Annotated in this window: 11 protein-coding genes; 10 read left to right on the forward strand and 1 reads right to left on the reverse strand. The window is 70.5% G+C overall.

What is annotated here, in order from left to right:
* Positions 1 to 136 precede the first annotated feature (136 nt).
* The 8 genes from M6G08_RS24085 (at position 137) to M6G08_RS24120 (ending at position 8,750) form a co-directional block, all read left to right on the forward strand.
* Entirely contained in the window at positions 137 to 1,183 is a 1,047-nt protein-coding gene (locus tag M6G08_RS24085) for a FecCD family ABC transporter permease (protein WP_272589249.1), read from the forward strand.
* A 5-nt stretch (positions 1,184 to 1,188) separates the two neighbouring features.
* Complete coding sequence (locus tag M6G08_RS24090) at positions 1,189 to 2,253, forward strand: FecCD family ABC transporter permease (RefSeq protein ID WP_443049018.1); 1,065 nt, start codon at positions 1,189 to 1,191, stop codon at positions 2,251 to 2,253.
* A 780-nt stretch (positions 2,254 to 3,033) separates the two neighbouring features.
* A complete protein-coding gene (locus M6G08_RS24095) occupies positions 3,034 to 3,684 on the forward strand; it encodes a GntR family transcriptional regulator (protein ID WP_272589251.1) in 651 nt (216 codons plus the stop codon).
* Positions 3,685 to 3,732: 48 nt separating this feature from the next.
* Positions 3,733 to 4,485 (forward strand): PIG-L deacetylase family protein, encoded by a 753-nt coding sequence (locus M6G08_RS24100; protein WP_272589252.1) that lies wholly within the window; start codon positions 3,733 to 3,735, stop codon positions 4,483 to 4,485.
* Positions 4,482 to 5,189 carry a 4-carboxy-4-hydroxy-2-oxoadipate aldolase/oxaloacetate decarboxylase gene (locus M6G08_RS24105; protein WP_272589253.1) on the forward strand — a complete coding sequence of 236 codons (708 nt, stop codon included), beginning with the start codon at positions 4,482 to 4,484 and terminating at the stop codon, positions 5,187 to 5,189. The genes M6G08_RS24100 and M6G08_RS24105 overlap by 4 nt, the downstream gene beginning before the upstream one ends.
* Positions 5,186 to 6,313, forward strand: coding sequence for a 4-oxalomesaconate tautomerase (locus M6G08_RS24110; protein WP_272589254.1), 1,128 nt, complete (start codon positions 5,186 to 5,188; stop codon positions 6,311 to 6,313). Before M6G08_RS24105 ends, M6G08_RS24110 begins: the two co-directional genes overlap by 4 nt.
* Entirely contained in the window at positions 6,294 to 7,244 is a 951-nt protein-coding gene (locus tag M6G08_RS24115) for a catechol 2,3-dioxygenase (protein ID WP_272589255.1), read from the forward strand. The genes M6G08_RS24110 and M6G08_RS24115 overlap by 20 nt, the downstream gene beginning before the upstream one ends.
* A gap of 174 nt (positions 7,245 to 7,418) precedes the next feature.
* A complete protein-coding gene (locus M6G08_RS24120) occupies positions 7,419 to 8,750 on the forward strand; it encodes an MFS transporter (RefSeq protein WP_272589256.1) in 1,332 nt (443 codons plus the stop codon).
* A gap of 618 nt (positions 8,751 to 9,368) precedes the next feature.
* On the opposite strand, the gene M6G08_RS24125 is transcribed toward M6G08_RS24120, so the two are convergent.
* Positions 9,369 to 9,779: a cupin domain-containing protein gene (locus M6G08_RS24125; protein WP_272589257.1), complete on the reverse strand. Its 411-nt coding sequence runs from the start codon at positions 9,777 to 9,779 to the stop codon at positions 9,369 to 9,371.
* A 198-nt stretch (positions 9,780 to 9,977) separates the two neighbouring features.
* On the opposite strand from M6G08_RS24125, the gene M6G08_RS24130 reads away from it, so the two are divergent.
* The gene (locus M6G08_RS24130; RefSeq protein WP_443048907.1) at positions 9,978 to 10,571 is read left to right on the forward strand and encodes a carboxymuconolactone decarboxylase family protein; all 594 of its coding nucleotides are present in this window, start codon (positions 9,978 to 9,980) and stop codon (positions 10,569 to 10,571) included.
* 112 nt (positions 10,572 to 10,683) lie between these two features.
* Positions 10,684 to 12,213 carry an ABC transporter substrate-binding protein gene (locus M6G08_RS24135; RefSeq protein WP_272589258.1) on the forward strand — a complete coding sequence of 510 codons (1,530 nt, stop codon included), beginning with the start codon at positions 10,684 to 10,686 and terminating at the stop codon, positions 12,211 to 12,213.
* Positions 12,214 to 12,224 lie beyond the last annotated feature (11 nt).

Genomic DNA, 12,224 nt, shown 5'->3' on the forward strand with positions numbered 1-12,224 from the left:
CCGGACTGCCGACGAAATCGTCAACAGCCAAGGTAAGGCTAGCCTAAGCTAAGCACATGTCCATCGGAATATGTGCCATGCACCTAGTCGCTCCGGCGCCCGTCGTCCGGCGCCTCGCCCCCCGGACGGCCGCCTCATGAGGACCACAGTGGCCACCGCCACGGGTCAGGAGCGCGCGGAGAAGCCCGGCCTCAGGGCGTCCCGACCCGCGGGGGGCCTGCTCCTCGGCGTCTTCCTGCTCGCCGGCGCCGCCGCCCTCTCCCTGGCCGTAGGCGCCAGGCAGATTCCGCCCGACCAGGTCTGGGCCGCCCTGTTCGACCCGTCCGGCACCGAGAACGACGCGATCGTCCGGGACCTGAGACTGCCCCGCACCCTCATCGGTGCCGCGGTCGGCGCCGCCCTCGGCCTCGGGGGTGCGGTCATGCAGACCCTGACCCGCAACCCGCTCGCCGACCCCGGGCTCCTCGGCGTCAACGCGGGCGCGTCCGCGGCGGTCGTCACCGCGATCGGGGTCCTCGGCATCACGTCCTTCACCGGATATCTGTGGTTCGCCCTCGCCGGAGCCGCCCTCGCGGCCACCGCGGTCAACGCCCTCGGGGGCGGCCGATGGGCGACGCCGGTCCGGCTCGCGCTGGCCGGAACCGCCGCCAACGCGGCCCTGTTCGGCTACGTCAACGGGCTGTCGCTGTGGCATCTGAGCACGCTGGACGAGATGCGGTTCTGGGCGGTCGGCACCCTCGCCAAACGCGAGGTGTCCCTGCTGCTCACCGTGGCGCCGCTGCTCGTGGCCGGCGCGCTGCTCGCCTTCGCCCTGGCGCGGCCGCTCGGCGCCCTCGCCCTCGGCGAGGATCACGCGCGGGCGCTGGGCACCCGGGTGCGGCGCGTGCGGGTGCTCTCCGTCGTCGCCATCACCCTGCTGTGCGGCGGCGCCACCGCGGTGTGCGGGCCGATCGGCTTCATCGGTCTGATGATCCCGCATGCCGCCCGCGCCTTCTGCGGGCCCGACCCGCGCTGGATGTTCCCGTTCTGCGCGCTGTACGCGCCGGTGCTGATGCTCGTCTCCGACGTGATCGGGCGCGTCGTGATGCCGCCGTCCGAGATCGAGGTCGGCACGGTCACCGCGTTCCTCGGCGGACTCCTCTTCATCCATCTCGTACGGCAGCGGAAGGTGGCCCAGCTGTGAGCCTTGTGAAGAACGCTTCCACGCGGGCCCGCGTGGAAGTGCGGCGCGGACTGCTGCGCACCGCCCGCTGGTCGCTGCGCTACGACACCCGGGCCCTCCTGGTCTGCGTACTCCTCGCCGCGGCCGCGGCGAGCGCCATGGTGCTGGCCATCGGCACGGGAACCTACGAACTGTCCCCGGCCGAGGTGCTGAACACGCTCGCCGGCGACGGACCGCCGGGCGCCGGCTTCGTCGTGCTCGACCTGCGCCTCCCCAGGGCCCTCGTGGCCGCGCTGGTCGGCTTCGGGCTGGGCATGGCGGGCGCGGTCTTCCAGTCCCTGACCCGCAACCCGCTGGGCAGCCCCGACATCATCGGCTTCGGCAACGGCGCCTCGGCCGGCGCGCTCGTGGCGATCATCGTCCTCGACGCGGGCGCCGCGCGAACGGCCGTCGGCGCGGTGTGCGGCGGGGTGTGCACGGCCGCTGCCGTCTACCTGCTGGCCTGGAAACGCGGGGTGCACGGCTACCGGCTGGTCCTCGTCGGCATCGGCGCCTCGTCGGTGCTGGGTGCGGCGACCAGCTTCCTGTACCTGCGTGCCGACATCGGCAAGGCCGCGCAGGCCGCCGCCTGGACGATCGGCTCGCTCAACGCCCGGGACTGGAACGATGTCCGTGTCGCCGCACTGGGGTTGGCGCTGCTGGCGCCAGTGGTTCTGGCGTACGGACGACGGCTGACCCTGCTGGAGATGGGCGACGACGTCGCCGCCGCGCTCGGGGTGCCGCCCGAGCGGAGCCGTCTGGTGCTGCTTGGCGCGGGCACGGGCCTCACCGCCATGGCGGTGGCCGCGGCCGGACCTGTTCCGTTCATTGCGATGGCCGCCCCGCAGGTGGCCCGTCGGGTGACGCGGGCGGCGGGCCCGAACGTCCTGGCCGCCGGGTGGACGGGAGCGTTCCTGGTCACCGTCGCGGACCTGGTCACCCAGCGTCTGACTGGCTCCGCCCTGTTGCCGGTCGGGGTGGTGACCGGCGTAGCCGGCGGGGCCTACCTGGCCTGGCTGCTGCGCGCCGAGCGTCGGGACTCCCGGCTGTGACCGGGGGCCGGCCGTCAATGGGGCCGACTCAGCCGAACGCTACGCGCTGCGGGGCCCCGGGACCCCCACCGGCGGTCCATCTCTCGGAAGAGACCGACATCGTGCAGGCGCTCCCTCGCATCACCTGTCGGCATGCCTCAGGACGGGCCGCGGCCGCCCTCCTGCGTCGGCTCAGCGTGCCCCCGAGTGCGCGCGGGAGCCAGTCACGCTGCTCGGCTCGTAGGCGTCGTACCACACGCGGACTGTGCGGCAACGGGAGCGGTGGGGCGGCATCGCTCGGGCGTCCCGACCGGACGGCCGCCTGCCCGGTGGGTGCTTCGGCATCCCGAGAGGACGCGTCTGGCAGATGCCAGGGCGGGCAGCGTTCGGCGCAGCAGGGAACGGCCGGGCGTTGCCGGGCGAGTAGTCGCAACGGCACTGCGGCTGGTCGGTGAAGCTGACTGGACCATTCACCGTGTTGGTGGCCGGGCCAGGGGTGCGGTGCCGCCGAGCGCGGACGGAATCCGCCCCCTCCTCTCATGGCCATGGACCACCATGGCCTGACCGAGGGCCTCGCCTCTGCCGACAGGCCCATGACCTTCTCACCCGAGGGGCCGGTCGCATCACCTGCCAGGGCGGTTCCAGGGAGAACCACCGGCTCAGGCGTGTCATCAGCGCGTCTCGGGTGCTGCCGGTGCATGTCAGAACCCTTCCTCGGGAAGAAATCTAGCCAACAAAATTGTTGACAATCTTGTTTGGCTAGATTTACGTTCGACAGGCACTCACTCAGGGAGGGCAACCATGCCGAACCAAGCCCGTCCGAGCACCGGGGAGCAGGCGAAACAGCTTGCGCTCGGGCAACTGCGGCAGGCGATTCTGCGCGGTGACATGGCACCGGCCCAGCGGCTGGTGGAGAACGAGCTCGCCGAGCAGTTCGGTGTGACCCGGGCCAGTATCCGGGCCGCGCTGATCGATCTGGAGTCGCAGGGGCTCGTGGAGCGGATCCGCAACCGGGGTTCCCGGGTGCGGGTGGTGACCGTGGAGGAGGCGGTCGCCATCACCGAGTGCCGACTGGTCCTCGAGGGACTCTGCGCGGCCAAGGCCGCCGCGGCCGTCGACGACGGGCAGCTCGCCGAACTGAAGGACCTGGGTACAGCGATGCGCAAGGCCGTGGCCGGCGGCGAGCCGCTGGTCTACTCGGATCTCAACCACGAACTGCACGCGAGGATCCGGGAGTTCTCCGGCCAGCGGACGGCTGTGGAGCTGCTGGAGCGTCTCAACGCCCAGCTGGTGCGTCACCGCTTCCAGTTGGCGCTGCGCCCGGGGCGTCCGCAGCAATCCCTGAATGAGCATCTGGCCATGATCGAGGCGATCGAGGCCGGGGATCCGCAGGCGGCCGAGGCGGCCGTCCGGGCCCACCTCACCAGTGTGATCGAGGCGCTGCGCGACTGACACACGCGTCGAGGCGGGCGTCACCTGTCCACCAAGGAGATTTCACCCATGACGCACGGCAATGCGCCCGCTGCCACCCCACGGTCGACACTCGTCGTCACCGCGCACGCGGGGGACTTCGTGTGGCGGGCGGGCGGCGCCATCGCCCTGGCCGCCTCGCGCGGAGAGAAGGTCACCATCGCGTGCCTGACCTTCGGCGAGCGCGGCGAGTCCGCCAAGGCCTGGCGGGAGGGGAAGAAGCTGGAGGAGATCAAGGCGATCCGCCGGGAGGAGGCCGAGAAGGCGGCCGTCACCCTCGGCGCCGAGGTCCGCTTCTTCGACGCCGGGGACTACCCGCTGCTCGTCACGCCCGAGCTGACCGACCGGCTCGTCGAGGTCTACCGCGCCACCCAGCCCGACGTCGTGCTCACCCACCCGGTCGAGGACCCGTACAACGGCGACCATCCGGCCGCCAACCGCATGGCCCTGGAGGCCAGGGTCCTCGCCCAGGCCATCGGCTATCCGGGCGAGGGCGAGATCATCGGAGCCCCGCCCGTCTTCTACTTCGAGCCGCACCAGCCCGAGATGAGCGGCTTCAAGCCGGAGGTGCTGCTCGACATCACTCAGGTGTGGGAGACCAAGCGCAAGGCCATGGAGTGCCTCGCCGCCCAGCGGCACCTGTGGGACTACTACACCGACCTGGCCGTCCGCCGCGGCGTCCAGCTCAAGCGCAACGCGGGCCCCAACCTGGGCCTGGCCCACAGGACCATGGCCGAGGCGTACATGCGCCCCTACCCGCAGATCGCGCAGGAGCTGGCATGAGCGGCGTCATCGTCACCAACCCGCCCAAGGCCGACGCCGAGGACGTCGCGGCGCTCGCCGGGTACGGCGTGGCCACCGTCAGCGAGGCGATGGGCCGCACCGGCCTGCTCGGGCCGGGGATACGTCCCGTCCAACAGGGCGTACGGATCGCCGGCACCGCGGTCACCGTGCTGAGCTGGCCCGGCGACAACCTGATGATCCACGCCGCCGTCGAGCAGTGCGGCGAGGGCGACATCCTGGTCGTCACCACCACCTCGCCGTCCACCGACGGCATGTTCGGCGAGCTCTTCGCCACCGCCCTCCAGCGGCGCGGCGTGCGCGGCCTGATCATCAACGCGGGCATCCGCGACACCCAGGAGCTGCGCGAGATGGGCTTCGCCGCCTGGTCCCGGGCCGTCTCCGCGCAAGGCACCGTGAAGGCCACCGGCGGCTCGGTCAACGTGCCGGTCGCCGTCGACGGCCAGGTGATCCGCCCCGGTGACGTGATCGTCGCCGACGACGACGGCGTGGTCGTCGTACCGCGCGAGCAGACCCGGCAGGTCGCCGAGGCGTCCGAGGCCCGGGAGAAGAAGGAGGCCGCTTCCCGCGCCGCGTTCATCGAGGGGCAACTCGGCCTGGACCGCTACGGGTTGCGCGAGAAGCTGGATCGGCTCGGCGTCACCTACCGGTCGTACGAGGAGTACACCGCCGGGGAACAGCCGTGACCGGTCCCGAGGAGGTGCGCTGCACGCTGATGCGCGGCGGCACCTCCAAGGGCGCCTACTTCCTGGCCGGGGACCTGCCCGCCGACCCCGGCGCCCGTGACGACCTGCTGCTGCGGATCATGGGCAGTCCCGACCCGCGCCAGATCGACGGCCTGGGCGGCGGGCACCCGCTGACCAGCAAGGTCGCCGTGGTCTCCCGTTCGGACGACCCCGCGGCCGACGTCGACTACCTGTTCCTCCAGGTCGCCGTCGACCGTCCCGAGGTCACCGACCGGCAGAACTGCGGCAACATCCTCGCCGGGGTCGGCCCGTTCGCCGTCGAACGCGGGCTGGTGCCCGCCGGCGACGCCGAGACCTCCGTACGCATCCGCATGCTCAACACCGGCGAACTCGCCGTCGCCACGTTCCCCACGCCGGGCGGACGCGTCGACTACGCCGGGGACGCCGCGATATCGGGCGTGCCTGGCACCGCCGCCGCGGTCGTCATCGAGTTCCCGCAGGGCGACAGCCCGCTGCTGCCCACCGGCAACGTCCGGGACGTCGTCGCCGGCGTCGAGGTGACCTGTGTCGACAACGGCATGCCGGTCGTCCTGATCCCGGCCGGTGCCCTGAAGACCACAGGGTACGAAGAGCCCGGGGACCTGGAGGAGGACGTCACCCTAGCCGACCGGCTGAGAGAGATCCGGCTGGAGGCAGGCCGGATGATGGGCCTCGGCGACGTCGAGGGCGCCACCGTTCCGAAGCTCAGCCTGCTGGCACCACCCCGGGCGGGCGGCGCGGTCACCACCCGCACCTTCATCCCCGTCCGCTGCCACACCTCCATCGGCGTCCTCGGCGCCGCCAGCGTGGCCGCAGGACTGCGCCTCCCCGGTGGCGTGGGGGAGGGCATAGCGAAGCTGCCCGGGACGGGCGGCCGCGTCCGCGTCGAGCACCCCACCGGATTCCTCGACGTCGAGACCGACGTCGACCCCGGAACCGGTGACACGCCCCCGGTGGTCCGCCGTACCGCCGTCGTGCGCACCGCACGGAAGATCTTCGACGGGACCGTCTTCCCGCGGTCCGCCGAGACGGCACCGATACCCGCACAACCCTCTGGAGGCCACCATGACTCCGCCGCTCGGTGACATCGCCCATATCGGTCACGCCCAGTTGTTCACGCCCGACCTGGACGGGAGCGTCGCCTTCTTCACCGACTACCTCGGCCTGACGGTCAACGGGCAGGACGGCGACACCGTCTACCTGCGCACCTTCGACGACTACGAGCACCACAGCCTGGTCCTCACCGCCCGTGAGGCGCCCGGCCTCGGCCGACTCGCCCTGCGCGCCTCCAGCGAGGACGCCCTCCAGCGGCGCGTCAGGGCGCTGGAGGAGGCCGGCCGCGGCGGGAAGTGGGTCGAGGACGAGCCGGGCATCGGCAGGCTCTACCTCACCGCCGACCCGGACGGGCACGAGCACGCCCTGTACTGGGAGAGCGAGCATTACCGGGCCCCGGACGGGCTGAAGCCCGCGCTGAAGAACCAGCCCCAGGCCAAGCCCAACCGGGGCGTGGGCGTACGCCGCCTGGACCACGTCAACTTCCTCGCCGCCGACGTCCTCGCCAACGCCGAGTTCCAGGAACACCTCCTCGGTGCCCGGCCCACCGAGCAGATCCGGCTCGACTCCGGGAAGATCGCGGCCCGTTGGCTGACCTTCACGAACAAGTCGTACGACGTCGTCTACACCGAGGACTGGACCGGCACCTCGGGCCGACTGCACCACATCGCCTTCGCGGCCGACACCCGCGAGGACATCCTGCGCGCCGCCGACCTCGCCATCGACACCGGCGTGTTCATCGAGACGGGCCCGCACAAGCACGCCATCCAGCAGACGTTCTTCCTGTACGTCTACGAGCCCGGCGGCAACCGAGTCGAGCTCTGCAACCCGCTCACCCGCATGGTGCTGGCGCCCGACTGGCCGCTGATCACCTGGACCGAGGAAGAGCGGAAGAAGGGCCAGGCCTGGGGCCTGAAGACCATCGAGTCGTTCCACACCCACGGCACTCCGCCGGTCGCCTGACCGAGGCCCGCACCACCGGGGGGTGGGTCCGCGCATGCCGGTGCGCGGACCCACCCTCCAATCGTTGCTGAGATTGTTAACAAAAGTGTTGACACTCCAGGAGTGCGGTCCTTAGCGTCGCCCCATCACCCCGTCCCCTCCAGGCACCGCCTCCTGGACGAGAGGAAAACAACGATGTCCTCCTCACCCGCCGCGCTGTCCGTCCGCGGCAGCAGACTGGCCCTCCTGGTCGTCGGCCTCTGCTGGCTGGCCGTGCTCTTCGACGGCCTGGACATGTTCATCTACGGCTCGGTGCTGCCTCACATGCTCGAGGAGAAGGCGCTCGGCATCACCTCGGGACAGGCCGGCGACCTCGGGAGCTACGCCACCTTCGGCATGCTCGTCGGCGCGCTGGCCGCGGGCACGGTCGCCGACCGCATCGGCCGCAAGAAGCTGATGGTCTCCTGCGTCACGCTCTTCTCACTGGCCTCCGGCCTGTGCGCGGTCGCGAACGGCGTCGCCGTCTTCGGGCTCGGCCGGACCCTGGCGGGCGTCGGCCTCGGCGGCCTGCTGCCGACCGCGATCAGCATGGTCTCCGACTACGCCCCGCGCGGACGAGCCGCCCTCACCATCGGCCTGCTGATGACCGCCCACCACGCCGGCGGCATCCTCTCCGCCTACGTGGCCCTGTGGATCGTCGAACCGCTCGGCTGGCGTGCGGCCTTCTGGGTCTGCGTGGTGCCGCTGCTCTTCGTCCCGGTGCTCGCCAAGTGGCTCCCCGAGTCGCTGAGCTTCCTCGTGGCCCAGGGGCGCACCGCCGAGGCCCGCGAACTGGCCGGCCGCTACGACGTCGAACTGCCCGCCGCCTCCGACAAGCCGGCCGCGAGCGCCCGCTGGGCCAACCTGCTGGGCCTGTTCCGCGGCGGCGAGTGGCTCCAGACCCTGCTGTACTGGCTGGCCTCCTTCGGCGGCCTGCTCCTCGTCTACGGCGTCGCCACCTGGCTGCCCACCCTGATGCGCAGCGAGGGCTACGAGCTGGGTTCCGCCCTCACCTTCGTCGTCCTGTTCAACCTCGGCGGCATAGTCGGCATGCTGGTCGCCGGCCGGGCCTCCGACCGTTTCGGCGCCCCGCGCATCTCGGCGATCTGGTTCGCGCTCACCGCGGGTGGTGTGTTCCTGCTCAGCGTCCACATGCCGCTGGCGCTGACCTTCGTGGTCGTCTTCCTCACCGGCGTCTTCCTCAACAGCGCGCAGACCATGGTCTACGCGACCGTCTCCATCGGCTCCGCCGCGGCCAATCGCGCCACCGCCGTCGGCTGGACCTCCGGCATGGGCCGCTTCGGCGCCGTCTTCGGCCCCTGGCTGGGCGGCCAGCTGCTCGCCGCGAACAAGGGCGACTGGGGCTTCACCGCCTTCGCCCTCGCCGGCTTCTCGTCCATGGTCTTCATCGGCGTCGCGGCCCTGCGCACAGCGAGGCGGACGGTCGCCACCGGGATGAGCGAGCGGACAATGATCGGCGCTCAATGACCGGCGCTCAATGACCACCTCAGACGGCGCGGGCACGCACGCCGGCCACTGCGAGGGCGCAGTGGCCGGCGTCGGCGTACGAACTGGCATTCCATGCCATGGCACAGTACGGCCAGCAGTGTGGCGATGATGGTGCAGCGGCGACGGGACCTCGGTCGGCGTGGGCGTCGGGTGTGAGGCGTCGCTGAGTTGTGGGGCCGTGGTGCTGCGCGCGGAGGGCCGGGCGGGAGGCCAGGCCGTGACGTCAGGCAGGACTGGATCGATCGTGCCCGGTTCGACGTTTGCCGGGCGCGTCAGACGCAGAGGGACGGTTTGCGATGGGTGGAGCGTCAGCCGGCTGTGCGGCGCTGCGTCCGGTCAGGGGCGTCCAGTAGCTGGAGCACTTCCACCTCGTCGCGCGTCTGCAGGAGAGCGTCGGCTTGGGCGTATCGCGCTGCTGGAGCGGCGCGATCCCCCTGTGTGACCTCATGCGGACACACAGGGTGCGGAATCATGCGACTCGACGCCGTCTTGAGCACGTCGGCGTGCGGCAAAGGTGACCCGCGATGTGATTCAGCGGGACAGTTCGTGGGAGCGACCAGAAGGGGCCGGCCAGGGCCGGTAGAAGCTGCGGCCGGCTCAATCGCGGCCCATCAGATCCTCCGCCGAGAGGTGTTCAACCGTCTGGCCGGTCTCCGTGAACGTACGCGTGACATGACCCGATGAGTACACCCACAGGATGCGCAACGGCGTGTCCCCGATGTTCCGGAAGAGGTGCGGAATCGGAGAGGGGATGTACGTGGTGTCGAACCGCTCCAACCTCGTCACCTCGCCGTCGACCCATACCTCCGCCTCGCCGTCCAGGATCGTCACGTGCTCGTCGCAGTTGTGGGAGTGCAGCGGCGCACCCGAGCCCACCGGATAGACGCTCATCCCACTGGTGATGCGGTTCTCCCCGCCCGCCGAGGGCGTCGTGATCAGCGGTGTCGTCACAACGGCGCCACCACGGTCGAGCGGAGGCACCGACGTGGCCTTGATGATCGTGGTCATCCGAAACTCTCTCCTTCTGGGGTGCGTCGAACGACGGTAGGTCGGCGCCGGACGAATGGGTGCCCTCCGGCATGCAGCTTTACCTTGCACTCCGGGAGGGGTGAGCTTCCTTCCGGCCGGTTGTACCGTCACCTGGCATCGCACGGCGTCTGTTCCGTGGCTGAAACGCACCGGAAAGAAGAGGCAGGTAACAGTCAGATGAGGCTTCCCGTTCTCACCGATGAGGAAATGGATCCGCGGCAGCAGGAGCTGGCCGCGCGGATCGCCGGCCGCCGCGGAGCCGTCCGCGGGCCGTTCCGGGTCTGGCTGCACAGTCCGGAGATGTGTGAACGCGCCGAGTCCCTCGGTGCCTTCGCCCGCTTCGACTGCAGCCTCCCCAAGCACCTGCGCGAGTTGTCGCTCCTGATGGCCGCCCGGAACTGGGATGCCCAGTACTCCTGGAACGCCCACGTGCAGCAGGCGATCGAGGCGGGCGTCCCGGAGGCGGCCGTGAAGGCGATCGCCGAGCAGCGCGAGGCCGTTTTCGAGGAGGAGGGGGACCAGGCCTTCTACCAGTTCTGCCGGGAGGTCCTCGAAAACCACTTCGTCACCGACGAGACCTTCGCCCGCGCTCACGCCCACTTCGGCGCCAAGGGGCTGGTCGACACCATCGGCGCGCTCGGGAACTTCACCATGCTGGGAATGTGCCTGAACACCTTCCAGGTGGACCTTCAGGCCGACAGGGAGCCGCCCTTCCCCGACATCCGCGGTTACGGGCGCGTCGAACCCGGCCAGGACGCCCCGTCGCCCTGACGGTCCTTCCCCCGCTGCCCCTGCCCCACGGCACCACCGCGCTCAACGGTGCGTGTTCCTGTTCCATCCGCGATCTTCCCCGCAGTGCTCGGCGCAAGGAGGCGCTCAGCCCATGAAAAGCAGCAAGAACAGCACCAAGCCCAAAGCCCTGGCCCTGGCCTCGGTGGCGGCCGTCATGGTCCTCGCGGGCTGCTCCGGCAACGCCGCGAGCCAGGACAAGTCCACCTCCGGCACCCTGGCCGCGAACTGGGGCGGCTTTCCGGAGAGCTGGGCGCCGGGCGCCGAGATGGAAGCCGGCTATATGCGGGTCCCGTACGAGAACCTGGTGGCCCTCGACGGTCAGGGCGAGATCACACCGATGCTCGCCACCAAGTGGGAGCAGACGGACAAGGCGCTGACCCTCACCCTGCGCGAGGGCGTCACCTTCCACGACGGCACTCCCTTCGACGCCGACGCCGTGAAGGTCAACCTGGAGTCCATCCGTGACGGCAAGACCGCCTACGCCGGTCCGCTCAAGGTGATCGAGTCGGTCGACGCCGTAGACGCGCACACCGTCCGCCTCAACCTCTCCGAGCCGAGCCCGTCGCTGATCACCCAGCTCTCCACCCGCGGCGCTCCCATGGGCAGCCCGAAGGCGATCAAGGCCGGCACCATCGCCCAGACCCCCGTGGGCACCGGCCCCTGGGCGTACGACGCGAAGTCCTCCACCAAGGGCACCCGGATGACGTTCGAGTACTACGACGGCTACTGGGGCGGCGCGGACAGCGTCGGCTTCCAGACGGTCGAGCTGTACGCGATACCCGAGGACAACGCGGCCACCGGCGCGCTCGCCACCGGCGAGATCTCCCTCACCGACACCGAGACCACCCAGTTCAGCCGCATCGAGTCCAACGCGAGCCTGAAGCACCTGTCCTACCCGGCGATCCGCAACAACCCGATGTTCTTCGACCGGGGCGAGGGCGGCGCCTTCGAGGACGTCAGGGTCCGGCAGGCCGCCTGCTACGCCCTCAACACCGAGGAGATCGCCAAGCTGGAGCCCGACTTCAAGGTCCGCAGCCAGCACTTCAGCGAGGGCGAGCCCGGCTACAACCCGGACGTCACGGGCTACACCCACGACCTCGCCAAGGCCGAGGCGCTGATGGCCGAAGCCGGTAACCCCGAGGTCGAGGTCGAGATGATCGCGGCCCCGTTCAACGAGAAGCAGATGCAGGTGTACGCCGAGCAGCTCGGCAAGATCGGCATCAAGGTCTCCGTGCAGCCCGCGGCCCCGCCGCAGTACTTCTCCCAGTGGAACAGCGGACGCTACGGCCTGGGCCTCGGCTCCAACGACGAGCTGACCCCCTACGACTGGTACCAGGCGTGGTTCGCCGAGGAGGCCCCCGGCAACCCCGCGCACGTGGAGAGTGCCGAGCTGAAGAAGGCCGCCGACGCGGCCATCGCCGCCGGCGCCTCCGACGAGGCGGACGCGCTCTGGCAGGACGTCACCAAGATCATCTCTGATGAGGCCCTGACCTGCGCCCACGTGGCGGGTGAGGAGCTGATCGCCTGGAACACCAAGGTCGTCACCGACGTCAAGCCCTCCACCCAGCCGTGGGAGACCAACGCCATCGACTACAAGGCCCTGCGCCCGGCCGGAAAGTGATCTGACATGAC

The sequence above is a fragment of the Streptomyces sp. M92 genome, assembly GCF_028473745.1.
In the GTDB taxonomy this organism is placed as follows: Bacteria; Actinomycetota; Actinomycetes; order Streptomycetales; family Streptomycetaceae; genus Streptomyces.